At 62.7% G+C, this 26218-nt stretch carries 30 protein-coding genes; 20 read left to right on the forward strand and 10 right to left on the reverse strand.

Annotation, left to right across the window (positions count from 1 at the left end):
- Positions 1–467 precede the first annotated feature (467 nt).
- From pstS to phoB, 6 genes are all read left to right on the forward strand, one after another.
- Positions 468–1523, forward strand: coding sequence for a phosphate ABC transporter substrate-binding protein PstS (gene pstS / locus O7A60_RS07860; RefSeq protein WP_337105758.1), 1056 nt, complete (start codon positions 468–470; stop codon positions 1521–1523).
- A 66-nt stretch (positions 1524–1589) separates the two neighbouring features.
- Complete coding sequence (gene pstC / locus O7A60_RS07865) at positions 1590–2573, forward strand: phosphate ABC transporter permease subunit PstC (protein ID WP_337105759.1); 984 nt, start codon at positions 1590–1592, stop codon at positions 2571–2573.
- A gap of 3 nt (positions 2574–2576) precedes the next feature.
- Positions 2577–3428: a phosphate ABC transporter permease PstA gene (pstA, locus tag O7A60_RS07870; protein ID WP_337105760.1), complete on the forward strand. Its 852-nt coding sequence runs from the start codon at positions 2577–2579 to the stop codon at positions 3426–3428.
- On the forward strand, positions 3425–4228 hold the full coding sequence (gene pstB, locus O7A60_RS07875; RefSeq protein ID WP_337105761.1) for a phosphate ABC transporter ATP-binding protein PstB: 804 nt from the start codon (positions 3425–3427) through the stop codon (positions 4226–4228). Before pstA ends, pstB begins: the two co-directional genes overlap by 4 nt.
- A 25-nt stretch (positions 4229–4253) precedes the next feature.
- Positions 4254–4961 carry a phosphate signaling complex protein PhoU gene (gene phoU / locus O7A60_RS07880; RefSeq protein ID WP_337105762.1) on the forward strand — a complete coding sequence of 236 codons (708 nt, stop codon included), beginning with the start codon at positions 4254–4256 and terminating at the stop codon, positions 4959–4961.
- Between the two features lie 19 nt (positions 4962–4980).
- Entirely contained in the window at positions 4981–5670 is a 690-nt protein-coding gene (phoB, locus tag O7A60_RS07885) for a phosphate regulon transcriptional regulator PhoB (protein ID WP_010911896.1), read from the forward strand.
- 2 nt (positions 5671–5672) lie between these two features.
- On the opposite strand, the gene O7A60_RS07890 is transcribed toward phoB, so the two are convergent.
- A complete protein-coding gene (locus tag O7A60_RS07890) occupies positions 5673–6920 on the reverse strand; it encodes an ROK family protein (RefSeq protein ID WP_337105763.1) in 1248 nt (415 codons plus the stop codon).
- 271 nt (positions 6921–7191) lie between these two features.
- Between O7A60_RS07890 and xylF the strand changes: the two genes are divergently transcribed.
- From xylF to O7A60_RS07910, 4 genes are all read left to right on the forward strand, one after another.
- Positions 7192–8232 carry a D-xylose ABC transporter substrate-binding protein gene (gene xylF / locus O7A60_RS07895; RefSeq protein WP_337105764.1) on the forward strand — a complete coding sequence of 347 codons (1041 nt, stop codon included), beginning with the start codon at positions 7192–7194 and terminating at the stop codon, positions 8230–8232.
- A 141-nt stretch (positions 8233–8373) separates the two neighbouring features.
- The gene (locus O7A60_RS07900) at positions 8374–9726 is read left to right on the forward strand and encodes a sugar ABC transporter permease (protein ID WP_140509741.1); all 1353 of its coding nucleotides are present in this window, start codon (positions 8374–8376) and stop codon (positions 9724–9726) included.
- Positions 9727–9780: 54 nt separating this feature from the next.
- Entirely contained in the window at positions 9781–10539 is a 759-nt protein-coding gene (locus O7A60_RS07905; RefSeq protein WP_337105809.1) for an ATP-binding cassette domain-containing protein, read from the forward strand.
- A gap of 137 nt (positions 10540–10676) precedes the next feature.
- Positions 10677–12317 (forward strand): CHASE domain-containing protein, encoded by a 1641-nt coding sequence (locus tag O7A60_RS07910; protein WP_337105765.1) that lies wholly within the window; start codon positions 10677–10679, stop codon positions 12315–12317.
- A 129-nt stretch (positions 12318–12446) separates the two neighbouring features.
- Here O7A60_RS07910 and O7A60_RS07915 read toward each other — a convergent pair whose 3' ends face one another.
- From O7A60_RS07915 to O7A60_RS07940, 6 genes are all read right to left on the reverse strand, one after another.
- Positions 12447–12692, reverse strand: coding sequence for a YMGG-like glycine zipper-containing protein (locus O7A60_RS07915; protein ID WP_027141909.1), 246 nt, complete (start codon positions 12690–12692; stop codon positions 12447–12449).
- 82 nt (positions 12693–12774) lie between these two features.
- Positions 12775–13089: a hypothetical protein gene (locus tag O7A60_RS07920; protein WP_415926805.1), complete on the reverse strand. Its 315-nt coding sequence runs from the start codon at positions 13087–13089 to the stop codon at positions 12775–12777.
- Positions 13090–13195: 106 nt separating this feature from the next.
- The gene (locus tag O7A60_RS07925) at positions 13196–13372 is read right to left on the reverse strand and encodes a hypothetical protein (RefSeq protein ID WP_337105766.1); all 177 of its coding nucleotides are present in this window, start codon (positions 13370–13372) and stop codon (positions 13196–13198) included.
- 133 nt (positions 13373–13505) lie between these two features.
- Complete coding sequence (locus O7A60_RS07930; RefSeq protein ID WP_337105767.1) at positions 13506–14540, reverse strand: sensor histidine kinase; 1035 nt, start codon at positions 14538–14540, stop codon at positions 13506–13508.
- A 162-nt stretch (positions 14541–14702) separates the two neighbouring features.
- On the reverse strand, positions 14703–14867 hold the full coding sequence (locus O7A60_RS07935; protein WP_006203859.1) for a DUF1328 domain-containing protein: 165 nt from the start codon (positions 14865–14867) through the stop codon (positions 14703–14705).
- A 202-nt stretch (positions 14868–15069) separates the two neighbouring features.
- Positions 15070–15864: a response regulator gene (locus O7A60_RS07940; protein WP_337105768.1), complete on the reverse strand. Its 795-nt coding sequence runs from the start codon at positions 15862–15864 to the stop codon at positions 15070–15072.
- A 217-nt stretch (positions 15865–16081) separates the two neighbouring features.
- Between O7A60_RS07940 and O7A60_RS07945 the strand changes: the two genes are divergently transcribed.
- Positions 16082–16285, forward strand: a complete 204-nt coding sequence (locus O7A60_RS07945) for a NepR family anti-sigma factor (protein ID WP_032934943.1) — start codon at positions 16082–16084, stop codon at positions 16283–16285.
- 3 nt (positions 16286–16288) lie between these two features.
- Positions 16289–16840 carry an RNA polymerase sigma factor gene (locus O7A60_RS07950; RefSeq protein ID WP_010911883.1) on the forward strand — a complete coding sequence of 184 codons (552 nt, stop codon included), beginning with the start codon at positions 16289–16291 and terminating at the stop codon, positions 16838–16840.
- Positions 16841–16876: 36 nt separating this feature from the next.
- Here the strand turns inward: O7A60_RS07950 and O7A60_RS07955 are convergent, their stop codons facing one another.
- Entirely contained in the window at positions 16877–17263 is a 387-nt protein-coding gene (locus O7A60_RS07955; RefSeq protein WP_337105769.1) for a response regulator, read from the reverse strand.
- A 350-nt stretch (positions 17264–17613) separates the two neighbouring features.
- On the opposite strand from O7A60_RS07955, the gene O7A60_RS07960 reads away from it, so the two are divergent.
- The 3 genes from O7A60_RS07960 to O7A60_RS07970 all read left to right on the forward strand — a co-directional run bounded on the left by O7A60_RS07960 (position 17614) and on the right by O7A60_RS07970 (position 18866).
- Positions 17614–17940 carry an ElaB/YgaM/YqjD family protein gene (locus O7A60_RS07960; RefSeq protein WP_337105770.1) on the forward strand — a complete coding sequence of 109 codons (327 nt, stop codon included), beginning with the start codon at positions 17614–17616 and terminating at the stop codon, positions 17938–17940.
- Positions 17941–17950: 10 nt separating this feature from the next.
- Positions 17951–18412: a hypothetical protein gene (locus tag O7A60_RS07965; protein ID WP_337105771.1), complete on the forward strand. Its 462-nt coding sequence runs from the start codon at positions 17951–17953 to the stop codon at positions 18410–18412.
- 253 nt (positions 18413–18665) lie between these two features.
- Complete coding sequence (locus O7A60_RS07970) at positions 18666–18866, forward strand: hypothetical protein (protein WP_032934944.1); 201 nt, start codon at positions 18666–18668, stop codon at positions 18864–18866.
- Positions 18867–18894: 28 nt separating this feature from the next.
- Here O7A60_RS07970 and O7A60_RS07975 read toward each other — a convergent pair whose 3' ends face one another.
- Positions 18895–19815 (reverse strand): diacylglycerol/lipid kinase family protein, encoded by a 921-nt coding sequence (locus O7A60_RS07975; protein WP_337105772.1) that lies wholly within the window; start codon positions 19813–19815, stop codon positions 18895–18897.
- 283 nt (positions 19816–20098) lie between these two features.
- Here O7A60_RS07975 and O7A60_RS07980 point away from each other — a divergent pair, with 283 nt between their 5' ends.
- Positions 20099–21385: a PRC-barrel domain-containing protein gene (locus tag O7A60_RS07980; protein WP_337105773.1), complete on the forward strand. Its 1287-nt coding sequence runs from the start codon at positions 20099–20101 to the stop codon at positions 21383–21385.
- Positions 21386–21430: 45 nt separating this feature from the next.
- On the opposite strand, the gene O7A60_RS07985 is transcribed toward O7A60_RS07980, so the two are convergent.
- Positions 21431–22975 (reverse strand): alkaline phosphatase family protein, encoded by a 1545-nt coding sequence (locus O7A60_RS07985; protein ID WP_337105774.1) that lies wholly within the window; start codon positions 22973–22975, stop codon positions 21431–21433.
- A gap of 226 nt (positions 22976–23201) precedes the next feature.
- Here O7A60_RS07985 and O7A60_RS07990 point away from each other — a divergent pair, with 226 nt between their 5' ends.
- From O7A60_RS07990 to O7A60_RS08005, 4 genes are all read left to right on the forward strand, one after another.
- Entirely contained in the window at positions 23202–24134 is a 933-nt protein-coding gene (locus O7A60_RS07990) for a VOC family protein (protein WP_337105775.1), read from the forward strand.
- A gap of 3 nt (positions 24135–24137) precedes the next feature.
- Positions 24138–24758: an alpha/beta hydrolase gene (locus tag O7A60_RS07995; RefSeq protein WP_337105776.1), complete on the forward strand. Its 621-nt coding sequence runs from the start codon at positions 24138–24140 to the stop codon at positions 24756–24758.
- Between the two features lie 2 nt (positions 24759–24760).
- Positions 24761–25060 (forward strand): GNAT family N-acetyltransferase, encoded by a 300-nt coding sequence (locus O7A60_RS08000; protein ID WP_006200562.1) that lies wholly within the window; start codon positions 24761–24763, stop codon positions 25058–25060.
- Between the two features lie 95 nt (positions 25061–25155).
- Positions 25156–26214, forward strand: a complete 1059-nt coding sequence (locus tag O7A60_RS08005) for a dipeptidase (protein WP_337105811.1) — start codon at positions 25156–25158, stop codon at positions 26212–26214.
- Positions 26215–26218: the final 4 nt, after the last annotated feature.

The raw sequence follows: 26218 nt of genomic DNA on the forward strand, positions 1-26218 counted from the left end.
TACTTCCGCGTGCAGTGACTATGGTGCGATCGCGCCATATCAAAGACGGTGTCCAGCCGGAACAATAGCAAAATCGAATTCCGCTCTTCTCAGTTACGGGCGGGAGCAGCGACCGCCTGCAAGAAACAGTGTCACTCTACCCCAACGGACCTGTTTTTGGCGATGGCCCGGCCATGACACGCTCTGGCTGCGAGCAACGCGCTCCCGTCCGGATTTTCTTCACTTGGGAAAGCCCCGTCGAATCCCGGGTGCTTCCAGCCGTCGAACGGCTCAAGCCCCTGATTCCGGCGGTAAACTCGGACCGCGCCGCGAAGCGCCCGACACCGGTGCTTTTCCCGGTGCCGGCGACGCGTTACCGGGCTGACATGAAACTGTCATGCGACTGTTATAATCCAAGGCTATTGGCCTCAGCGGGCGCCGGAAAGAAGTGGCGCCGAGAGACCATCTTCCGAACAGGAGCAGGCCACATGAGACATTTCATCCGCTCGGCGGCCGTTGCGATTGCAATGGCTGCGGCGTCCACCCTCACCCTTTCCGCAGCAATGGCAGCTGATCTTTCCGGCGCCGGCTCGACCTTCATCTATCCGGTGTTCGCCAAATGGGCCGACACCTACAAGAAGGACACCGGCATCGGCCTCAACTACCAGTCGATCGGCTCCGGCGGCGGCATCAAGCAGGTCATCGCCAAGACCGTGACCTTCGGCGCCACCGACAAGCCGATGTCCGACGCAGACCTCGAAAAGAACGGCCTCGTGCAGTTCCCGATGGTGATGGGCGGCATCGTGCCGATCGTCAACCTCACGGGCATCAAGCCGGGCGAACTCGTCCTCGACGGCAAGACGCTGGCCCAGATCTATCTCGGCGCCATCACCACCTGGGACGACGCCGCGATCAAGGCGCTGAACCCCTCGCTCACCCTGCCGTCGACCGCGATCGCGGTCGTGCATCGCTCGGACGGTTCGGGCACGACCTTCAACTTCACCGACTACCTGGTGAAACTGTCGCCCGACTGGAAGGACGAGGTTGGTTCGGACACGGCCGTCGAATGGCCGACCGGCGTCGGCGCCAAAGGCAGCGAAGGCGTTGCCAACACCGTCAAGCAAACCGACGGCGGCATCGGCTACGTCGAATATGCCTATGCCAAGCAGAACAAGCTGTCCTATTCCAAGATGGTGAATGCAGCCGGCAAGGTCGTCGAGCCGTCGCTCGAATCCTTCGGCGCCGCCGCTTCGAATGCCGACTTCAAGGGCGCGAAGAACTTCAACGTCATCATCACCAACGAGCCCGGCGACGCCACCTGGCCGATCGCCGCCTCGACCTGGGTGCTGATCCACAAGGCTCCGGACGATGCCGCTGCCACCGGCGAAGCGCTGAAGTTCTTTGCCTGGGCCTACAAGGACGGCAAGGAAACCGCCAAGGCGCTCGACTATGTGTCGATCCCCGACAGTGTCGTCGACCTGATCAAGGCTTCGTGGAAGGCCGACATCCAGGCCGGCGGCAAGCCGGTCTACGCTGGCGAGTAACATCACCCGAAGGAGCGCCGCTTCACGCGGCGCTCCTTTTTCTCAACACAAAGAGCCGAGCTTGACATGAGTGCTGTCCAGGAAGCCTTGCCGGCCATCAAGGGCTCGCGCGACGCCATCGTCAGACGTTTCGCGTTAACCGATTCGATCTTCCATGGGCTGACCCGCGCCGCCGCCATTCTCGTGCTGGTGCTGCTTGGCGGCGTCGCCATCTCGTTGTTTGCCGGTTCCTGGCAGGCACTGTCGACCTTCGGCTTCTCGTTTCTGACCAGCGAGAGCTGGAACCCGGTGACGGAGAAATTCGGCGCCCTGGCGCCTATCTATGGCACCATTGTCACATCGGCCATCGCCATCCTGATCGCCGTGCCGCTCGGCATCGGCATTGCCATTTTTCTCACCGAGCTTTGCCCGCGCCCACTTCGGCGCCCAATCGGCATGGCGGTGGAACTGCTGGCCGGCATTCCTTCGATCATCTACGGCATCTGGGGCCTGTTCGTCCTGGCGCCGTTCCTGCAGACGACGGTGCAACCCTTCATCATCAGCGTTTTCCATGGCGTTCCCGGCCTTGGCAGCCTGTTTGCCGGTCCGCCCTACGGCATCGGCCTGCTGACCTCGTCGCTGATCCTCGCCATCATGGTGCTGCCCTTCATCACCTCGATCACCAAGGACGTGTTCGACACGGTGCCGCCGGTGCTGAAGGAGTCCGCCTACGGCATTGGCTGCACGACCTGGGAAGTGACACGTCGCGTCGTCATCCCTTACACCCGCATCGGCATCATGGGCGGCGTCATGCTCGGCCTTGGCCGCGCGCTCGGCGAAACCATGGCGGTGACCTTCGTGATCGGTAATGCGCACCGCATCTCGACCTCGCTGTTCGCGCCGGCAACGACAATCTCCGCGACCATCGCCAATGAATTCACCGAAGCCGTCGGCGACCTCTACACGTCCTCGCTGGTGGCGCTCGGCCTGATCCTGTTCGTCATCACCTTCCTCATCCTTGCCATCGCACGCTACATGCTGATGCGCATCGACGCCCGCACCGGAGCCTGACCGATGTCGACAGCCTCGTCGCTTCACCGCCGCCGCAAGACCAGAAACTCGGTGATGATGACGCTGTGCGTCGCCGCCGCGGGCATCGGGCTTGCCTGGCTGGCACTGATCCTCGGCGCATTGGTCTACAAAGGCGCAGCCGGGCTCTCCCTTGATGTGTTCACGCAGATGACGCCGCCCCCCGGCGATGCCGGCGGCCTGCTGAACGCTATCTATGGCAGCGTGGTGATGACGATCATCGCCGTTATCGTCGGCACGCCAATCGGTGTTCTGGCCGGCACCTACATGGCCGAATACGGCCGCTTCTCGAAACTCACCACCGTGGTGCGCTTCATCAACGACATCCTGCTGTCGGCGCCGTCGATCATCATCGGCCTGTTCGTCTACGAATTGATGGTGCGGCCGATGGGGCATTTCTCGGCGATCGCCGGCGCCGTCGCGCTGGCCATCCTGGTCATCCCCGTGGTCGTGCGCACCACCGAGGACATGCTCAACCTGGTGCCGAACGCCTTGCGCGAAGCCGGCACCGCGATCGGCGCGCCGCGCTGGGTGGTCATCAAATCAGTGGCTTACCGTGCAGCACTTTCCGGCATCGTCACCGGCATACTGCTGTCGATCGCCCGCATCTCCGGCGAGACGGCGCCGCTGCTCTTCACCGCGCTCAACAACCAGTTCTGGTCGAGCAATCTCAACGCGCCGATGGCCAGCCTGCCGGTCACCATCTTCCAGTTCGCTCTCAGCCCCTATGAGGAATGGCAGCAACTGGCCTGGACCGGCGCACTCATAATCACATTGACGGTTCTCGCGCTCAGCATCTTTGCGCGCAGCCTGACCGGACGCAGAGAGGACAAATGAGCCAGATGTTGTCTCCAGACATGACCATTGCCACCGAGGCAGCCGCCAAGGCGAAGATCGAGGTCAAGAACCTCAATTTCTACTACGGCCAGTCGAAGGCGCTGAAGGACATCACGTTGTCGCTGCCCGAGCGCAGCGTGACGGCCTTCATCGGACCGTCGGGTTGCGGAAAGTCGACGCTGCTGCGCGTCTTCAACCGCATCTACGAACTCTACCCCAAGCAAACCGCCGAGGGCCAGGTGCTGCTCGACGGCCAGAACGTTCTCGATCGTTCGCAGGATCTCAACCTGCTGCGGACCAAGGTCGGCATGGTGTTCCAGAAGCCGACGCCGTTCCCGATGTCGATCTATGAGAACATCGCTTTCGGCGTCAGGCTCTATGAGAAGATCAGCAAGGCCGAGATGGACGGCCGTGTCGAGCAGGCGCTGAAGCGCGCCGCATTGTGGACCGAGGTCAAGGACAAGCTGAACGCCAGCGGCCTCAGCCTGTCGGGCGGCCAGCAGCAGCGTCTTTGCATCGCCCGCACCGTGGCGGTGAAGCCGGAGGTCATCCTGCTCGACGAGCCGGCCTCGGCGCTCGATCCGCTGTCGACCGCCAAGATCGAGGAACTGATCGACGAGTTGCAGGCCGACTACACGATCGTCATCGTCACCCACAATATGCAGCAGGCGGCGCGCGTGTCACGCCAGACGGCTTTCATGTATCTGGGCGAACTGGTCGAATTCGACAAGACCGAGAAGATCTTCACGTCGCCTCGCGAGAAGCGCACGCAGGACTACATCACCGGCCGCTTCGGCTGATATCACGCATACGAGGACCAGGATCATGGCCGAACATACAGTCGCAGCCTTCGACGAGGATCTCGGACAGATCAGCAGGCTGATCAGTGACATGGGCGATCTCGCCGGCACGATGGTCGGCGGCGCCACCAAGGCGCTGCTGAATTCCGACAACGCGCTGGCACAGCGCGTCGTCTCCGACGACGCCATCATGGACGCGCGCCAGCGCGAACTCGACGACCGCGCCATCACCCTCATCGCCAAGCGTCAGCCGATGGCCGACGATCTGCGTCATGTCGTCGGCTCGATCCGGATGGCGGGCGATCTCGAGCGCATCGGCGACCTTGCCAAGAACATCGCCAAGCGCGTCGGCTCCGTCGGCCTCTCCGCCACGCCGCGCGACCTGTCGCATTCGATCGACTCCATGGCGCAGCTGGTGCTGATCCAGGTGCAGGGCGTGGTCGAGGAATATGCGGCCGGCGATGCCGCCGCACTCGCCAAGCTCAGGAATGACGACGAACGCATCGATGTCAAATACACATCGGTGTTCCGCGAACTCCTGACCTACATGATGGAAGATCCGCGCAACATCACGGCTTGCACGCATCTTTTGTTCTGCGCCAAGAATCTCGAACGCATCGGCGACCACGTGACCAACATTGCCGAGAATGCATATTATGTGCTGACCGGCACGCAACTGCCCGCCAACCGTCCGAAGCAGGACGAGACGGCGATGTCGGTGCCGGCGGCTTGACGGCAGGGATGATCAATCGATGATCGCGCCACGCATCATGGTGGTGGAGGACGAGGAGCCGCTCGGCGTGCTCCTCCGCTACAATCTGGAATCGGAAGGCTACCAGGTCGAGGTGGTGACACGCGGCGACGAAGCCGAGATCCGCCTCCAGGAGAACGTGCCCGACCTCCTGGTGCTCGACTGGATGGTGCCGGCGGTTTCCGGCATCGAACTCTGTCGGCGCCTGCGAATGCGGCCCGAGACCGAGAGGCTGCCGATCATCATGCTGACGGCGCGCGGCGAGGAGAGCGACCGTGTGCGCGGCCTCTCGACCGGTGCCGACGACTATCTGGTCAAGCCGTTCTCGACACCGGAATTCATGGCCCGGGTCAAGGCGCTGCTGCGCCGCGCCAAGCCGGAAGTGCTGTCCAGCGTGCTCAAGGTCGGCGACATCGTGCTCGACCGGGAATCGCACCGGGTCTATCGCAAGAAGAGCGAGATCCGGCTCGGACCGACCGAGTTCCGCCTGCTGGAATTCATGATGCGCCATCCCGGCCGCGTGTTCTCGCGCAGCCAGTTGCTCGACAATGTCTGGGGCGAGACGATCTACATCGATGAACGCACCGTGGACGTGCATGTCGGCCGGCTGCGCAAGGCGGTCAACAACGGCCGCATGCCGGACGTGATCCGCACCATTCGCGGCGCGGGCTACGCGATCCGCGAAGACTGAAATCAGGCTACATTCTTGCCCGAAACGCCGGGCCTCGCCAGCACGCCCGGCGCGAAAATCTCCTGGTCGACGAAGGTCAATGCGCGCATGGCGCAACCTTCGCGGATGAGCGGCAGCTCGTTCGGCTCGGTGTCGAAGGAAATCGATTCCGAATGCTGGCCGCCGGCGGTCTGGGCGATGGCCTCGCGCAAGGCCGGCTCGATCAGGTCGAAGGCGGCGGCGCTGACGCCGACCATGGCGACGGGTGCGGGATCGATCAGCGCGAACAGGCTGCCCAGTCCATAGCCCAGCGCCTCGCCGGCCTTGCGATAGGCTTCGCGCTCCGGTCCGTCTTTCTCCCTTGCCGTCGCGGCGAGTGTCCGCATCTGCGCATCGCTGACATCTGCGACCGGTTCGGCGTCCTCGCCAAGCTGCCTGGCGTTGCGCCAGATGGCGTAGTTGCCGGCATAGGCCTCGACGCAGCCGCGCCGTCCGCAGCGGCAGAGCGCGCCTCCCGGGCGATGGATCATGTGGCCGAACTCGCCTCCCGATGAATGCGTGCCGGTGAACAGCTCGCCCTTCAGCACCAGGCCCATGCCGATGCCGTGCGAGAGCAGGATGGCGATGAAGTCGTCGCGGTAGCGTTCGGGGTCGCGCCAGCGCAGCGCCACCGCCATCATGTTGCAGTCGTTCTCCATGGTGGCGGGGATGCCGAACTCGGCTTCAAGTATGTCGGCGAAGGGAATGTCCGTCTGCGGCGTGATCGGCGACCACAGCATCGCACGCGCTTCGGTGTCGGTGATGCCCTGGATCGCCAGCGCGATGCGGGCAATACTGCGGACGTCGAGATCGGGGTCCTCGAGGCGCCGCCGCACTATTGCCGTGCATTCGCCGATCAGCGCCTCGCGCGACATGGTCAGCGTGTCCAGCCGGCGCTGTTCCTCGGCGACCACCTGGCCGGAATAATCGATGACGGCGACGGACAGGAAATTCAGCGACAGCACCACGGTCATCACAGCCGCGGCCTCGGGGTTGAGGCCAAGACCGACCTGCGGCCGGCCGCGTTTCAATGAACCAGCCTCGTTCGGCTTGCCTTCGGTCAGGATACCCTCGCCGATCAGGTCGGCTGATATTGCCGAGATGGTCGAGTGGCTGAGGCCGGTGGTGGCGGCGATCTCGGTGCGCGAGGGCTGACCACCCTGACGCACGGCTGCAATCACCATGGCGCGGTTGCGCCGGCGCAGATCGTCGTGGCGGATTCCGACCGACATGCTTCCCACATCCTCCCCGTCGCCGCGGTTCTTGACACCCCCTCGAACCTCTCCGGCAATGGGCCGAATACTGGCAGATGCGGCAGGAGCTGTCATTTATTTATTGCGGGACTCGAAAAAAGCTTCCCGGCACCTCAAAATCCATCAGGATCGATGTTGACAGTGTTCCGACGATGGATCAGTGTTTTTTCGAGGCTCGAAAAAATAGGGCCTTTGTGCGGGCCTTCGGGCCAGTTTGGTCGCGCCATACGCGGCGCAGGGAGGATATATCATGAAGAGATTCACAGTCGCCATCCTGGCGGGTGTCGCCATGTCGCTGACGCTGGCGTCGGTGGCGCAGGCGAAGGACAAGGTCATCGGCGTTTCGTGGTCGAATTTCCAGGAAGAGCGCTGGAAGACCGACGAGGCCGCCATGAAGAAGGCGATCGAGGCCGCGGGCGACAAGTACATTTCCGCCGATGCGCAGTCCAATCCCGGCAAGCAGCTGACCGATGTCGAAAGCCTGATTTCGCAGGGCGCCAATTCGCTGATCATCCTTGCGCAGGATGCTTCGGCCATCGGCCCGGCGGTGCAGAAGGCGCTCGACGAGGGCATTCCGGTCGTCGGCTATGACCGCCTGATCGAGAACAAGGACGTCTTCTACCTGACCTTCGACAACAAGGAAGTCGGCCGCATGCAGGCCCGCGAGGTGTTCAAGGTGAAGCCTGAAGGCAATTACGTCTTCATCAAGGGCTCGGGTGCCGATCCGAATGCCGACTTCCTGTTCTCGGGCTCGATGGAAGTGCTGAAGGAAGCCATCGACAGCGGCAAGATCAAGAATGTCGGCGAAGCCTATACGGACGGCTGGCTGCCCGCCAACGCCCAGAAGAACATGGAGCAGTTCCTCACCGCCAACGACAATAAGGTCGACGCCGTGGTCGCGGCCAATGACGGCACCGCCGGCGGAGTCGTCGCGGCGCTGACGGCGCAGGGGCTCGCCGGCACCGTGCCGGTCTCTGGCCAGGACGGCGACCACGCCGCGCTCAACCGCATCGCGCTCGGCACCCAGACCGTGTCGGTGTGGAAGGATGCGCGTGAACTCGGCAAGAACGCCGCCGAGATCGCCTCGCAGCTCGCCGACGGCAAGAAGATGACCGACATCGCCGGCGCGAAGGACTTCACGACGCCTGGCGGCAACACCGTCAAGTCGCTGTTCCTGACCCCGGTCGCCATCACCAAGGACAATCTCAACCTCGTCATCGACGCCGGCTGGATCAATAAGGACGAAGTCTGCGCGGGCGTCGCCGCCGGCAGCGTCGCGGCCTGCAACTGAGTTTGACCGCTTGAAGAATGAAGGCGCCGCGGCCCCCAAGCCGCGGCGTTTTCTCAAAAAGATTTGTGTTTCCGCATCGCGCGGATAGCTTCTAGGCTGGTTCGGCATCCGCGTCAGACGGCCAGCCGGTTGGAGGAAATCATGACCGACACGACGTCCAACCTGCAGGCCGATACCGCGCGCGCCTCGGAACTCGGCGCGGTTGCCCGGTTCCTGAAAGCGACCGAGATCGACACCCGTATGCTCGGCATGATCGGCGCCCTGCTGCTGATCTGGGTCGCGCTGCATGTGATTTCGAGCTTGCGTCTTGGCGTCAATCCGTTCGATTTCGACAGCCGCACGTTTCTGACGCCGCGCAATCTGTGGAATCTGTCGGTGCAGACGTCCGCGGTCGCAATCATGGCCTGCGGCATGGTGCTGGTCATCGTCATGCGCAACATCGACCTGTCCGTCGGTTCCGCCGAGGGCCTGATCGGCATGGTCATGGGCTTTGCCCAGGTGCACTTCCTGGTCCGGTTCGTGGGGCTTGAACTCGGCAATCCATGGATCTGGGTGCTGGCACTGGTCATCGGCCTGGCGCTCGGCCTGTTGATCGGCGCCTTCCAGGGCTTCGTCATCGCCTATCTCGAAGTGCCGGCCTTCATCGTCACGCTGGGCGGCCTGCTGGTCTGGCGCGGTGCCGCCTGGTGGGTCACCAGCGGCCAGACGGTGGCACCGCTCGACGCCACCTTCCAGTTGATGGGCGGCGGACCGGCCGGATCGATCGGTGCGACCTGGAGCTGGGTCGTAGGCATCGTCGCCTGCCTGGCCGTCGTGTTTGCGCTGTTCAACGGGCGGGTGCAACGAAAGCGGTTCCGCTTCCCGCTGCGGCCGATCTGGGCCGAGACGCTGCTCGGCGTCGTCACCTGTGCCGTCATCATGGGCGCGGTGTGGCTGGCCAACTCCTATCCGTGGCCGATCGGCATCGTGAACCGGTACGCGGCCGCCAACAACATCACCGTGCCGGAGGGCGGGCTATTCATCGCCCACGGCATCGCCATACCGGTACTGATGGCCGTCGCCGTCGGTCTGGTCATGACCTTCATCACAAAACGCACCCGTTTCGGCCGTTATGTCTTTGCCATCGGCGGCAATCCGGAAGCGGCCAACCTCGCCGGCATCAACACGCGCTGGATCACCATGAAGGTGTTCATGATCATGGGCGTGCTGGCCACGATTGCCGCCGCCATTTCGTCGGCCCGGCAGAACTCGGCCACCAATGTGCTTGGAACATTGGATGAACTGCTCGTCATTGCCGCGGCCGTCATCGGCGGCACGTCGCTTGCCGGCGGCTCGGGAACGATCATCGGCGCCATGCTCGGCGCGTTGCTGATGCAGTCGCTGCAGTCGGGCATGGTGCTGCTCGGCGTCGATTCGCCGCTGCAGAGCATTGTCGTCGGCGCCGTGCTGGTCATCGCGGTGTGGCTCGACACCGTTTACCGCAAGCGCGTTTAGGGAGGCATCGCCGTGATTGACAAGACTGCTCCTGCAGCCACCGCGCTGGTCGACATGCGTAATATCTCGATCGCATTCGGCGGCATCCGTGCCGTCGACGATGCCTCGATCGATCTTTTCCCCGGCGAGGTCGTGGCGCTGCTCGGCCACAACGGCGCCGGCAAGTCGACGCTGATCAAGATACTGTCCGGCGCCTACAAGCGCGACTCCGGCCAGATATTCGTCAATGGCGAGGAGGCACCGATCTCCAACCCGCGCGAGGCCAAGAAATACGGGATCGAGACAATCTACCAGACGCTGGCGTTGGCAGACAATGTCGATGCCGCCGCCAATCTGTTCCTCGGCCGCGAGCTGATGACCGTCTGGGGCACGCTCGACGACGTCGCCATGGAGGCCGAGGCGCGCAAGGTGATGGGGCGGCTCAATCCTCGCTTCCAGCGTTTCAAGGAACCGGTGATCAAACTGTCGGGCGGACAGCGCCAGTCGGTGGCGATCGCACGCGCCATCCTGTTCAACGCCCGCATCCTGATCATGGACGAGCCGACGGCGGCACTCGGGCCCCAGGAAACGGCACAGGTCGGCGAACTGGTCAGGCAGCTCAAGTCCGAGGGCATCGGCATCTTCCTGATCAGCCACGACATCCACGACGTGTTCGAGCTTGCCGACCGGGTCTGCGTGATGAAGAACGGCCAGGTCGTCGGCACGGCACGCACCACGGATGTCACCCAGGACGAGGTGCTGGGCATGATCATCCTGGGTAAATGTCCTCCAGGTGCCATACCGGGGCCGGGTGCGCTGAAGATCGCCGCCTGAGGCCGGCCAGGCTGTTCTGGCACGCCCCGTTGCCGTTCACATGATATGCCAGTGATCACGATGGCTTGGCCTGACCATTGTGTTGGCCCGGCGACTTGCCCATAAAGGTCCTGTTTGATCGTGGACCGCATCATCCGTTGAAGAAGCTTTTTCCAATCGTCGCGTTCATTGCCGTTGCATTGATCAGCATGACCATGGCGGGATTCGCTTATTTCGCGACGCAGGAAGCCGCCCGCATCAAGTTCGAAGGGGCGGCCGATGACGCCCTCAATCGGATCGAGAGCCGCATCGACCTGCATCTGTCGCTGCTGCGCTCGACGCAGGCCCTGTTCGACGCCCGCAACGGCGATATTTCCCAGAACGAGTTCAAGGCCTTCTTCAAGGCGCTGGATCTCGACAGCAATTTCGGCGGCCTGCGCGGCATCGGCTTCCTGCGGCTGGTCAAGACGGGCGACGAGAAAACGGTCGAACGCGACATCCTCCACGATTTCGGCGCCAGCCATCCGGTCTATCCGGATACGACGCAGCCCTGGCGCACGCCGATTGCGCTTTTCGAGCCGCTGGATCCGTCCAACCAGGCCAGCATCGGCTACGACATGTTCAGCGAGCCGGTGCGGCGCGCGGCGATCGAAAAGGCGATGGCCGACGACCAACAGCATGCAAGCGGGCTGGTGCAGCTCGGCCAGGGCACGGGTGCCGCGCAGACCTTCACCGGCTTCCTGGTCTTCGTGCGGCTCAACGTCGAAACGGCGCCGGAGGTCATCAACGCATCGCGCACCTCGACCGCCGGCTTTCTCTATGCCGCCTTCCGCGCCCGGGATCTGTTCCAGATCGCGCTGAGCCGCGCGCCGCTGCTGCCGGTCAACACAGAGATCTATGACGGAGCGGTAAACAGCGACAATCTGTTGTTCCGCTCGGAGACGCCACCGGCTTCATCCTTAGGAGACCGGCTGCTGGTCACCCGCAAGATGACCGTGGCGGGGCGCCCTTGGACCGTGTTGTTCAGGCCGACCAGTGCCTTCTCGCAACCCTCGTCGCGCGCCATCCCTGTCATGCTGGGACTGTTCGGCCTGCTCCTGGCCGGCGCCATCGCGCTGGTGGCGCGCTATCAGGAGCGGGCCTATGACGCGGTGTCGGCCTTGCACGAAACAACGGAAAAGAGCCTGCTCGAAAAGGACCTGATGCTGCAGGAGATGAAGCATCGCATCAAGAACTCGATCACCAGGGTGCTGGCGATCGCCCGGCAGACGGCGTCGCGGGCAACCGACGTCAATGAGTTCTCCGCTTCCTTCTCGGCCAGGCTGCAGGCGATGGCCGCCTCGCAGGACATGTTGACGCGCTCGCGCTGGCAGAAAGCCGACCTTGCCGACCTGCTGCGCATCGAGCTCGGCCAGGTGTTCGGCAAGGAGTTGCCGGAGGGGCTCCTGTCAGGCCCGGAGGTGCTGCTCGATGAAACCACGACGCAGGCACTTGGCCTGACCTTTCATGAACTCGCCACCAATGCGCTGAAATATGGTGAAGCCGGCAATTCCGCGAATTCGTCCAAGGGGGATTGGGCGCTGAAAGTGGACTGGTCGCTGGAAGGGCGTGGACGCGAGCGGATCCTGGCGCTGAACTGGCGGGAAGCTGGAAAAAACAAGATCGAGGCGCCGGCCGTGACCGGATTCGGTACGAAACTGATCGACCTCAACGTCACCCGCGAATTGCGCGGCACGATCACGCGGGATTTCCAGGCTGACGGCTTGAAGGTGGAAATCAGAATTCCGTTGGTCGGCTGAAATCCTGCCGATCGGCAACGGCCAAGAAAATCCGGAGGCCGGATATGGCCCCCGGTTTTGTATTCCATTAGAGCGGTTCAGCGTTTGATAGAAATCGCCGAGCCGCTCCTGATTGCTCTAATCGCTGAATTAGTTGCAGCGGGCCGTATAGATACGGCCGCGATGATCGCGATACTGGCAGTAGCCGTTGCGCAGGTTGCGAACCAGCAGGCCGGACCCGGCACCGACGGCCGCGCCGATCAGCGCGCCCTTGCCGCCGCCGACCAACCCGCCTACGCCCGCACCGATCAAGCCGCCGCCGACGACGTCCTGCTCGGTCGTGGTGCAGCCGCTGACGGCGACCACCGCAACCATGGCAATAAGTATTTTCCGCATAGAGTCACTCCTCACTTGTGTCCACACTTTAGTAAGCTCCAACCGCCGTTTAGCACGAAACGACGGCCTTTGCTGCTGCAATTTATTGTTGATTAACGTCGTCTTTTCCTGGGCTGAGGTCGGAAATGGTCAACGAAGCGTTAAGGCTACCGTCTGGCCGCATCTTGCAGACAATTTGATCGTACTCGTCCTCCGACGCAGGATCGACCGCGAGGCATTCGGTGACGACATGCTGCGCCTGCCCCTGTACGTCGCCCATCGCGAAGGGGCGCTCAGCGTGGCATTCGTCAGCAGTCGCAAAAACACTGACAGGGACCTGCAGTTCCCGGCATTCGGCCAACGCGGTTATGTGTTGCATGACAGATGTTCCTCTGGCCGCAATAACGACCAACATCATCAAAAAGTTCCTGTCATTCCAACGGGGCTCTCACGGTCGAAGGTGCCCCCGCGTTGACCGATCGGCGATTTCAACAGCGCGCACGGTGAGGAGAGCAGGACCTAAGTCAGGTCAACTGCCAAAGAACGGCCAGCGACATTATCGCGGCCAGCGCAAGAACGAGCCCCTTCATCAAACCCTTGCCTGCTTCAGGGAGTGTTCTTGCGGAGGATTCGGATTCCTGAAATTCGCCCATCGAAATCCGGGCGGCTTGTTCCAGTCTGTTCATGTCGGCAACCGTCAAGACGTTCCTCCCGTACCGCGCTGCAAGCCTGCCAACAATGTCCGAAAAAGGGGTGGGTTCCGGCGATGTCTGGGAAAAACAATATTCGCTCTTATGGTGAACAGCCGGTTAAGAATCGCTGCTTGCCGGGCTCTCACTGCGTCTCGAAATTGCTGTGCGGAACGACCAGGCGGTATTCGAGGTGGCCGTCGCCGATATCGAGGTTCGCGGTTCCGTTCAGGGACGCTGGCACCACCCGCTCCAACGCGACGCTGCCGAATCGCTTTTGACCGCCCCCATCGTCGTCGGTCCCTATCGTTTCGGCCCATGTCAAAGACAAGGCCACGTCCCCCGTGGCGGCGGCGTTGAGGTCGGCGGTGACCTCGACGAAACCGTCCGGCCGGGACAGGGCGCCGTAGCTGACGGAGTTGACGGCGAGTTCATGCATCGCCAGGCCAATATGCAGCGCGGCGTTGGGATTGAGGTAGGGATTGGCGCCACGGAAGCGAAGGCTGTGCGATGGGTTCGCTCCGTAGCGGCCGACCTGGCTCGCCACCAGTTCATGAAGGGCTGCCCCTCGCCAGTTGGAGGATGTCACCAGATCCTGGGAGGAGGCCAGCGACTGCAGCCGGCCGCGGAAGCGCTTCAGGAAATCGCCGACGCCGTCGGAATAACGACCGGTCTGGGTCGCGATGCTCTGGATGATCGCCAGCAGGTTCTTCGAGCGGTGGCTGACTTCACGCAGCAACGTCGTCAATGTCTGTTCGCGCCGCTTCTGCTCGGTCGTCTCGACCATAGTGGTGACGACGCCTTGTACATCGCCATCGTCGCCTCGGTCGGCATCGACCCAGATTTGAAACCAGCGAACGCCGTTCTCGACCGGGACACTGATTTCAAGGCGCTGGGCATCGCCGGTCGCGACCACCTCGCGCTTGGCGGCGGCGATGCGGTCGGCCTGCGGCATCGGCAGGATGCCATTCCCCTCGACCTCATCGGAGACCCAGGGCGCGCGCATGTTGCGGGCCCATACGGTTTTCATCTCGCGATCCTGATAAAGAACGGAAATCCCGGCATTGTGCAGGGCGTGAAGAAGGGCACGGCCAAGCTGCATGCCGCTTTCAGCGGGGTGCATGGCGATGACTTCATCGCTCCGTGCGCCTTCCGTCTTATCTGAAGTCCTGGAGCGCATAGGTCAATCTGTTCACCCAACTCCGGCTGAACGGCTCACTGTCGAATGGGTTCCCCTAAAAGCGGTCCGCCGGACGGTATCCATTGAAGGACGCCGCCCGGCGGTGGCTGGAAACCGTTTGAGGGGTGCGGCTTCCAGTGTTCGCCTGATAGCTCGCCGCGCTCACGCCCGCCTGAACAGGCCGGCCAGAAGCGAAATGATCAGGAAAGCCAGGAAGATGAAGAACAATATCTGCGCGATACCGGCGGAGGTGCCGGCAATGCCGCCGAAACCAAGCGCGCCGGCGATAATCGCCACGACGAGAAATACGAGCGCCCAGTAAAGCATGGCTCATCTCCTTCCAATGATGCGACAAAAACGTGGGTGGATGCGGTTTGTTCCACCCTTCGCCGAAAAAGACGGTGCTTGCAAATCGTTCCGGGCGGCGCGGGCCGGAAAGTCGCCGGTGGCCGATCCGGCTTGTCAAAAGACCGCCGGAAACAATCGCATCCCCCGCCTTGATGTCTCTGCCTGCGTCCGAGTCAGCGATCTATGCGGCAGCCTTGGCCTGCCGGTCGAAGAACAACGCCTGGCTGATCAGCGCCTTGACCATGTCGGGATTGAACGGTTTGGTCACGAGGAAGGCGGGTTCGGGGCGCTCTCCGGTCAGGAGACGTTCGGGAAAGGCGGTGATGAAGATCACCGGCACCGATGTCGAAGAGAGGATTTCGTTCACGGCCTCGATGCCTGAACTGCCGTCGGCGAGCTGGATATCGGCCAGGACCATCTTCGGCCGGGTCTTGCCGAACATCGTCACCGCTTCGGCATGGGTGCGCGCCGTTCCCACGACCCGATGACCGAGGCTTTCGACCATCTCCTCTATGTCCATGGCGATCAGCGGCTCATCCTCGATGATCAGCACGTCGGTCGCCACCTGACGGGAAATCTCGTTGCTTGCCTGGGCGAGCAGATCGGAGAACTGCTGGTCGCCGACGTCGAGGATTTCGGCCGCCTCGTCCTCGCTGAAACCTTCGACGGCAACCAGCAGGAAGGCCTGGCGGGGAAGCGGCGCGATCGCATTGAGATTGGCGGCCGCGCGCTGCTCCCAGGCCGATTGTGACTGCTCCTGCGGAACGCGGATGGCAACGGATGTGAAGAGCTTGGCAAAAACCTTGTACAAGGCGATCCGGTCACTCGACGCCTCCGGGAAGATGTCGACATCGGCAATGATGGCCTCCAGCATCGCGGCGACCAGCGCGTCGCCGCTCTCCTGCGATCCCGAGACGGCACGCGAGAAGCGCCGCAGGAACGGCAGATGCGGAGCGATGGTGGCGGACAAGCTCATGATGGACGTCTCCCTCAGATGACGCGGTTGGATGCATTGCGGGTCACGCTGATTGCAAGCCCCGTGGAAATAACGCCGCTTTTCCGAAAAAGTTCCGCCGATATGGAACGAATCAGTGGCAATGGCGTTTGCACGTCGGGTTGGGGAAACCAGACGAGGGCGGCGCTTGCCTTGTGTTGCGTATGAGCGGCTTGAGTTCTGGGAATAAAAGGGCGAAATGAAGGATATGACGAAAGATATTCTGGCTGGCGCCGCGGGCAGGCGCCGGAACGGCGTCGGCGACCCTCTTGGGCCGAACTCCGAAATCGGGCGCAAACTCAAACAATATTATGACGAGCTGGTCTCCGACAATGTGCCGGATCGCTTCGCCCGGTTGCTCAGCCAACTGGAACAGGCCGAACCCGCACAGAAGAAGGACTGAGGCATGGCAGCGGTCTCCCAAGGCTTCAAGACCGATTTGCTTGGAGCAATCCCAAGCTTGCGGGCTTTTGCCGTGTCGCTGACGCAGAATGCCGACAAGGCCGACGATCTCGTTCAGGAAACGCTGGTCAAGGCCTGGGACAAGCATGAGAGCTTTCAGCCCGGCACCAACCTCAAGGCGTGGCTTTTTACGATCCTGCGCAATGAATTCTATTCGCAAATGCGCAAACGCGGCCGCGAGGTGCAGGACAGCGACGGCATCATGACGGCCCGGCTTGCAGTGCACCCTGCCCAGCACGGCCAACTCGACCTCAAGGATTTTCGCGGCGCTCTCGAGCAATTGCCGGAGGACCAGCGCGAAGCCATCATCCTGATCGGCGCATCGGGCTTCTCCTATGAGGAGGCCGCCGAAATCTGCGGTTGCGCGGTCGGAACGATCAAGAGCCGCGTCAGCAGGGCCCGCACGCGCCTGCAGGAAATCCTGAAAATCTCCGGCGAGGACGAGTATGGTCCCGATGCGATCTCGGCTCAGGTCACGGGGACGGCGGCGCATTGAATGCGGGCCGAATAACGGCGATGCGGACGTGTCGCGTCAGTCTCTGCCAGGGAAGCCGCGACCGTAGGCCAGCGCCACGGCTTCGACGAGGTCTTCGCCTGAATAGGGCTTGGTGACCAGCCTCACTCCGGGGAATGACGCCTTGATCTCGTCCGCATCCGAATAGCCGGACGCGAATACGAACGGGACGCCGGCTTCACGCAGGCCCGCGGCGAATTCGAGCGTCGAGGCACCGCCCAGCACTAGATCGACAATGGCCGCGTCGAAATCCGTCGCGACCTTCCGGCCATCGACCTCGGCCAGGTCGCGGGCCACCACCACCTCGCTTGCACCGTGGTCGCGGCAGAGTTGCTCGACATCCATGGCTATGAGGTATTCATCCTCCAGGACAAGAATGCGCAATCCGTCAAGTAATTGAGGCACAGGCAATTGCTCCTTGAAACGTCGGGAGTCATGATCGCAATTCGGTGTGTTGTCATTTAAAAAAGATATGCGCCTCCGATGAAAGGCCAATCTCAGGCAGGCGCGTAGAACGGACCTGCTGGCGGCAGGCATTTGCAAGGGGCGAATGCCAAGCAAGACCGAGCGCGTTTTTTCAAGCCGGCAATATCCTTGCGAGGAATGGCCGTTACGGCCGCTGATCTGACGCAGCGCTTCTTACCAGAGTTGGGGGATCGGGTGCGCATGACCTGGTTTTCGCCTAGTTTGCCCCGGCATCGGAACCTTGAGACGCGTATCGCGTTTGAAATCGAGCAATCACAAGGAGTTAAGCAATGGCAACCGCCGCAGGGAAAACCGCCAACGAAGCGCGGACGAATTCAGATCTTGAAGCCGACATCAGGCAGTTGAAGGCCGATATCGACAAGCTCACCAAACAGTTGGCCCAGATCGGTGAACACGGCTACGGCACGGCCCGCCGGGCGGCGGTCGAAGGCGTCGAGCAGTTGCGCGCCCAAGGGGAGGCCGCCTTCGACAGCCTGCGCGGCAACGCCAGGGATATCGAGGCGCAAATGGTGGCAAGCGTACGCGAAAAGCCGGTAACGTCGCTGGCAATCGCCGCTGGCATCGGCTTCCTGTTCGCGCTGCTCGCGCGTCGCTAGTTTCGCCGAGATGGGACTGCTGGCTTCCCTGCTCTCGGGTTTCGCTTCGGGTGAAACAATGGCTGTGGTGCGCCGCGCGCGCACGGCGGCCATCGTCTATGCGCTTGCAGCGCTGGCGGCATTCTGCGGCCTCGGCTTCCTGGTCGGGGCGGCTTACATCTGGACATCGGCGCGCTATGGATCGCTGGCTGCCGCGGTTGGCTTCGGTGTCGGCTTCCTGGTGATCGCGGGCCTTATTGTTCTGATCCATCGGCTGGTGTCGGGCGCCCAGGTCCGCCGCGAAGCAAGGCGGCGCAAGGCCGACATGAAGGCGATCGGCATTACGGCCGCGCTTGCGGTGCTACCGACATTGCTCAAGGGAAAAGGTGGGCTCGGGATTATTCTTGGTCCGGCCGTGGCACTCGCGGCCTATGCCATCTACCGCGAGAACGTGAAATCCGACGCCGACCGTCCGGATGCCGGCGAAGGATAGCAGCGCCGGCCGGCCCGCCTCGTGTCACTTCGACAGATATTCCAGCGCCATCGATATCTCGGCGAAGACGCCGTCGCGCTGGACACTGTTTCCACCCTGCTATCCAACCAGGTCTCCAACGGGCTTGCCGTGATGTCCTTGCCCCCGCCGGCCCGAGACAGCCTTGCAGCCGGAACCATCCTTGCGAGGGACCGTTACCCGAGCGTGATTTGCCGATCGGGCCAGCCAACACGAAGCCAGACGAGGAACCGCCATGACCAAGAACATTCCCGAAAACAAAGCGCGTCAGGGGCGATGGGGTTGGCATGGGTTCCAAATCCTGATCGCCGGACTGCTCCTTGCGCTCATCGCCTGGGGTGTCGTCGAGATTTACGGCGAGCTGATCAAAGCACCGAACACAGGCGAACAACACGTCCCCGCTCCGCCGGATTCCGGCCCGGCGCCCTCCGGCTAAATCGCGGCTCCCGTGGCTTCACACCGCATCAGGCGGCCTTCGCCTGGGCCACGCTGGCCGGCACCAGCACATTGAGCGCTCCGGGTTTGATTTCGATTGTCGTCTCACGATCGAGCCTGACCAGTTCGCCATCCATCACGGCGCGAAATTTTCTGCCGCCGGAATGGATTTTCAGCACTGCACGGTCGGCCTGATGGATTTCGACGTGCTCGTTGTCGCGCCATTTGCCGCGCGCCATGTTGAAGAAGAACTTGACCAGTTCAGCGCGCTGTTGCGCCACCGTGACGTAGATGCCAAGCACGCCGCCCGCAGGGTTGTCGGCATAAGGCAAATGGCCTTCGCCGAACAGATTGTTGGTGACGCCGATGCCCGATATGCGCGCCGTCACCTCGGCGTCGCCAATGCCGAGCGTAACGTTCATTGCCGGGGGGTTCTTGATCGTCGCCCAGGCGGCCTTGGCTGAAGCACCGATCTTACCCAGGCGCGACCGGAATTCCATCTTCTGGCGCAGTTGCACCATCTTGGCATGCATGCCGATCGAGAACTGATGAACGAATGGCTGGCCATTGGCCGTGGCCATGTCGACGGCGATGATTTCGCCGTCGGCGAAGGATTCCAGCGCGGTATCGAGCGACTGCGGAATGCCGAGGCCGCGCGCGAACAGGTTCATCGTGCCGGCCGGCAATATGGCGAGCGCCTTTTTCTTGCCCATCAGCCTGGCAGCCGCGGCTGAGATGGTTCCGTCGCCGCCGCCGGCGAGCACGACGTCGACGGTGCGGCGCGAGACGGCGCTGTCGAGGGTTTCAGCGATATCCCGGCCGGCAACGATGTCGATGCTGAGAGAATGGCCCGCCGATTCCAGCGTCTGACGCATCCGGTCGGAAAAGGCCATGAGATCGGTGGTGCGCAAGGTGCCGCCGTCCCGGTTCAGCACCGCTGCAAAATTCATGCCCGGCTCCGCTGTTCAATCAAAACTGGCCCAGGCTGCCTAGCCCGAGGCCAAACGCAGCGGACCAGGAAAGGTTCCGGTTGTGCTGGAATCCAGGCCGATATCCAAGGTCGGAATTCAGGGGTTGCGTCGGCTGGCGGTTAGGCATCCACTTGGTGGTTTTGGTCTCGGATGCCGCGGTTTTTTGTCGGAACAACAGCATGGTCACGACGTTGTGAACCTGTAGAGATGCCGCGCCCGATCTACGCGGCGTGCACGAAATCAGGCACGAGGAGAGATTATCATGATCCGCACCCTTTTAGCGACAACCGCCCTTGCAACAATGGTTGCAACCGGTGCCTTCGCGCAAAACGCAACCCCAGCCCCCGCGAATCCACCGGCCGCCCAGGAGCCGGCAGCGCCAGTGATCCGGGCGGAAGGCAGCATCGTCACCAATATCATCGGCGAAACCGTCTATAACGGCACTGGTGACAATGCCGAGAATATCGGCAAGGTCACTGACGTCGTCTTCGACAAGGACGGCATGGCGAAATCCGTCGTCATCGGCGTCGGCGGCTTCCTTGGCGTCGGAACCAAGAACGTCGCCTTCGACTATGACAAGCTGCAATGGGCCGAGAAGAACGGCGACCGCTGGCTCGTGGCCCAGACAACCAAGGACGAGCTGAAGGCGCATCCGGAGTTCGACAGCAAAGCTTATGCGCCGGCCCCGGCCGCACCGACGACTGCCCAGGCGCCGGCTACGTCGACCGACGCAGCACAGAAGCCCGCAGAGGCGAACGCGGAACCGGTGAAACAGGCTGATGGCAACCTGGCCACAAACATCATCGGCGAAAATGTCTACAACGGCACAGGCGATGACGCCCAGAAGATCGGCGACGTGAACGACATCGTACTGACCAAGGAAGGCAAGGCGCAGTCGCTGATTATTGGCGTGGGCGGCTTCCTCGGCATGGGCGAAAAGAACGTCGCCTATGATTTCGCCAAGGCGCAGTGGGCACAGAAGAATGGCGACCGCTGGCTGGTGGCGCAGACCACCAAGGAAGAGCTGCAGGCGCAGCCGGACTTCAACCGCAAGGCCTATGATCCGGCGCCGGCCACGACGGCATCGAACGCGCCGGCGGCCACCGCTCCCGCCGCGACAGCTCCCGCTGCCGCTCCGGCGGACAAGACGGCGGCGGCGCCGGCTGACGCCACGGCTCCCGACCAGACAAAGACCGCGGCCATCGACAAGTCGAAGCTGACGGAGATGCCGGTCGGCGAGATCAGGGGTGACGATCTGAAGGGCACGACGGTCTATGGCGCCAACGACGCCAAGGTCGGCGAGATCGGCGATGTCGTGCTGACGCCCGACAAGAAAACCGATGCCGTGATCGTCGATGTCGGCGGCTTCCTCGGCATCGGCTCGAAGGAGGTCGCGGTCGGCATGGATAATTTGAAGTTCATGACCGACAAGAACGGCAAGAAGTACCTTTATACGACCTTCACCAAGGAGCAGCTTGAGAAGCAAGCGGCTTACAATAAGGGCTCCTACGCCCAGAAGCGCGACGAGCAGCGCCTCGTCGTCCGGTAGGCAAGGAATGCGGGCGGTAGGGGAAATCCCTTACCGCCCTGCTTGCTACCTGGCATACCCAGCCACCCCGTTTTCTGTCAGTTCCCAGAGTGCAAGCGACTGGTCGAGATGTTCGGCCCGCCAGGCAAGCAGCCTTTCGGCGAATTCCAGCCGGGTGGAACGGTGTGCCGGACTGCTGGCGAGGTTCTTCAGTTCGCCAGGGTCGTCCTCCATGTCGAAAAGCAGGGGCGGCAAGACGCCACCAAAATGCACATATTTGAATTTCTGTGTGCGGATGACAGCGAGGTTGCACTGGCGCGAGGTAATACCGAAGTGCTGTTCGGCTTCACCGGCCGCGACCGAGCGGAAGTCGAACTCCCAGTGCGCGGCGTCGCGCCAAACGGCTGGAGTTCCACCGCTCAAGAAGGGTTTCAGCGAGCACCCGTCAAGATGCGGCTCGGGAGCCACGCCGAGCAGGTCGATGAGCGTAGGCAAAATGTCCACCGCTTCGGTGAAGCGATCGATCTTGCTGGCGGCGGCCTTACGGTGGCGTGGATCGCGGATGATCAGCGGGATATGGTAGCTGCCGTCGAAATAGCCGCCCTTGCCCAGCATGAAATGGTCGCCCATCATTTCGGCGTGGTCGGAGGTGAGCACGATGATGGTGTTGTCCCACGCGCCTTCGGTCTTCAGCGCTTGCCATAGGCGGCCGAGCTGCGCGTCGACCTCCGAGATCATGCCGTAATAGATTGCCCGGATACGGCGGAAATCGTCCTCGCTCCAGTCGTGTACCTTGCCCGTGGCGCCGGGGCGGAACTTCGCGCGTTCTTGCCGGCCAAGATCATAGGCGATGTAGGGGTGGCCCTGAGATTCGGCACGCCAACTTTCCGCGCGGTGAAAAGCGGGGCCGTCCGCCGGATCGTATTGGATGTTGTACGGTTCCGGCACGATGAAGGGCGGATGCGGGCTGATAAAGGAAAGATGCGCAAACCATGGCGTGGCTTCCTCTTGCTCGCTCAGCCAGCGGATGAATTCGCCGGCGAGGAAGGCCGTTGGGGTCTGATCCTTCGAGTAGATGGGTGGCGCCTCAGTCACCGCGCCGTCCGCCTCGCCAACGGGACGATGGATATCAGGACTTCCAGCGCTGGCATCGATGCCCTGCTGCTTCAGCCAGGACAACCACTGCTTCTGATGTTCGGGCAGCAATTGGCGCACAGTGAAGCCGGGCAGCACGCCTTCGTAGCTGTGCGACCGCGGATCGGCCGGTGCAAGCTGGCGCGGATCGAGCGACACATCGGTATAGCCGAACAAGGTCGGATCGTAACCGACGCTGCGCGCGGCAAGCGCAATATTGCCGTGGCGGGCATCGAGCGGTGTGCCGTTACGACAGACACGGTTGTTCATCTGGTAGAGGCCCGTATAGAGGCAGGCACGCGCGGGCGAGCACGGAGCCGCACCGCCGTAATGGCGCTTGAACAGCACACCTTCGGCGGCCAGCGCATCGGCATTCGGTGTCTTCACCTGGGCATGGCCGGCAGCCGACAGGCAATCACCGCGCCACTGGTCGCAAGTGATGAGGAGGACATTCGGCCGCCTGCCTTTTCCAGTCACTTGCGCTACCCCTTCCCAGTATATTCGAATGCGCACATGGAACCGATTTCCATCAACCGCGCAAGACCAAGGCTGTTGGCTGGATGGTGAACAAGCGCCTTCTCATTGTTCACTTTTGAAGCACAGTCCATTCTGTGTTTGCCGCCTTTGCCACAATCGATCGCGTCCTCATATTGGCGTGGACAGCGGCGAGGCCGCACAAGCACCAAGGGAAGGAGCAAAGACCATGCTCGACCAGATCAAGGGCCTGCATCACGTCACCTCGATGGCCAGGGATGCACGGCAGAACAATGATTTCTTCACCCACAAGCTGGGCCTGCGCCGGGTCAAGAAGACGGTCAATTTCGATGCGCCCGACGTCTACCATCTCTACTATGCCGACGAGGTCGGAACGCCGGGTTCGGTGATGACCTATTTCCCCTTTCCCAATATTGGCAAAGGCCGCCATGGCGTCGGCGAAGTCGGCACCACGGTCTACTCCGTGCCGGAAGGCACGCTTGCCTATTGGGAAAAACGCTTCACCGACGAAGGCGTAACCAATGTCGCCCGCGAGGACAGCTTTGGCGAGAAGCGGCTCGGATTTGCCGGCCCGGACGGCGATGGATTTGCCCTCGTCGAGGACAAGGCCGACAGCAGAGCGCCCTGGGTGAAAGGCGGCATTGCCGCGGACGAGGCGATCCGCGGCTTTCACTCGGTTTCGCTCAGGCTGAAGGATGGCGGCGCCACCGAGGAGCTGTTGAAGTTCATGGGCTACGAGGAGGTCGACAAGTCGGGCAATGTCAGGCGGCTCGCCGTCAGGAACGGCAACGGCGCCGATGTCGTCGACATCGAATCGCTGCCGACTGCCCCTTTCGCCGACCTCGGCGCGGGCTCCGTCCATCATGTCGCCTTCTCCGTCGAGAACCGCGCCAAGCAGCTCGAAGTGCGCAAAGCGCTGATGGATACGGGCTATGGCGTGACGCCGGTGATCGACCGCGACTATTTCTGGGCGATCTATTTCCGCACCCCTGGCGGCGTGCTGTTCGAAGTCGCCACCAACGAGCCGGGCTTCGACCGTGATGAGGACACCGCCCATCTCGGCGAGGCACTGAAGCTGCCCACCCAGCATCAGCACCTGCGGCCCTATCTCGAACAGCATCTGCAGAAGCTGGAGGGCTGAGCGATGAGCAAGGACGCTTTCATCCACAAGGTGCTGCCCGGTTCGCCGGGCGGTTCGCTGCTCTTCGTCTTTCATGGCACGGGCGGCGACGAGAGCCAGCTTGTTTCGCTGGGGCGTGATCTCGCGCCCCAGGCCACCATCATCTCGCCGCGCGGCGATGTTTCCGAACAAGGTGCGGCGCGTTTCTTCCGCCGCACCGGCGAGGGCGTCTACGACATGGACGACCTGGCGCGGGCGACGGGCAAGATGGCTGAATTCGTCAAGGCCCATGTCGAGGCTGCGACGCCGTCGGCCGTGCTGGGCCTCGGCTATTCCAACGGCGCCAACATCCTGGCCTCGCTGGTGTTCGAAGCCCCTGACCTGTTCGACGCTTCGGTGCTGATGCATCCGCTGATCCCGTTCGAACCGGAGGTGAAAGGCAGCCTTGCCGGCCGTCACATCCTGGTGACCGCCGGCAGGCGCGATCCGATCTGCCCGCCGAACGTGACCGCGCGGCTGGAAGCCTATTTGCGTGCCGATGGCGCCGATGTCACAGTGGAGTGGCACGACGGCGGGCACGAGGTGCGGCCAAACGAAATCGAGGCGGCGCGGCGGCTTTTTGCCGGTGTCGCCCAAGGAGTGTAGAGATGCCCGATCAACTGCCAGAGATCGAACTTGAAGATCGCGGATCCAAGGGTCGCTACTTCCTGCGCGGCCCCGGCGGCGCCGAGGCCGAGATGACCTTCACCAAGATCGGCGAGCACCAGCTCATCATCGACCACACGGAAGTGCCGGACGCCTTTCGCGGCCAGGGCGCCGGGCTTCGGCTCGTCACCCGCGCCGTCGAGGACGCGCGGGCAGCGGGCAAGAAGATCATCCCGCTCTGCCCGTTCGCCAACGCCCAGTTCCGTCGCCATCCGGAATGGGCCGACGTGCTGAAGCAATAGGTCGGACAGGCTTTGTCATTTGCGCGGGTAGCACATCGTGCCTAAGTGGGTATGATATATCGCTCCCGCGCCGATGAACGAACCGAATGACCCCCATGACAGACTCCGACCTCGTCCCCGTCTTCGACGGCCATAACGACACGCTGCTGAGGCTCTATCAGTCCAAGGACAGCGACGTCGAAAAGCTGTTCATCGACGGGAAATCGGGCGGCCATATCGACCTGCCGCGTGCGAGGGCCGGCGGATTCGCCGGCGGCATGTTCGCCATCTTCCCGCCGCCGGTCGAGAAAGCGCGGCGCAGCGCCGTGCCTTCGGCGCCGAGCGACAGCGAGCCGCTGCCGCCCGAGGTTCCGCGCGCCGATGCGCTCAACTCGACGATCGCCATGGCGTCCATCCTGTTCCGGCTTGAGCGCGCCGGCGCATTGGCGATCTGCCGCAGTGCCGGCGACGTGCGCAACGCCATGGCACAAGGCACGATTGCCGCGGTGTTCCACATCGAGGGCGTCGAGGCGATCGATCCCGAACTCACCATGCTCGACGTTCTGCATGCCGCGGGCCTGCGTTCGCTCGGCATCGTCTGGAGCCGGCCGAATGCGTTCGGTAATGGCGTGCCGTTCCGCTTTCCGTCCTCGCCCGACACCGGACCTGGCCTGACCGATGCCGGCAAGGCGCTGGTCAAGGCCTGCAATGAACTGAAGATCATGATCGACCTCTCGCATCTCAACGAGAAGGGCTTCCGCGATGTTGCAGCACTTAGCGATGCGCCGCTGGTCGCCACCCACTCCAACGTGCACGCGATCTGCGGCCATTCGCGCAATCTGACGGACTGGCAGCTCGGAGCGATCCGCGAGTCCGGCGGCATGGTCGGCCTCAACTTCGCCACCGGCTTCCTGCGCGAGGACGGCCGCATGAATGCCGACACCAGCCTCGACATCATGGTGCGCCATATCGATTCCCTGCTGCAGGCTTTGGGCGAGGACGGCGTCGGTCTCGGCTCGGATTTCGACGGTGCCATGATCCCGGCCGTCATCGGCGACGTCGCTGGCCTGCCGAAACTCATCGATGCGGTGGCGGCACGCGGTTTCGGCCGCGCGCTGATCGAAAAGATCGCCTACCGCAACTGGCTGAGCATGCTGCAAAGAACGATAGGTTAGAATG

The sequence above is a fragment of the Mesorhizobium salmacidum (SeqCode) genome (genome assembly GCF_037179605.1).
GTDB lineage: Bacteria > Pseudomonadota > Alphaproteobacteria > Rhizobiales > Rhizobiaceae > Mesorhizobium > Mesorhizobium salmacidum.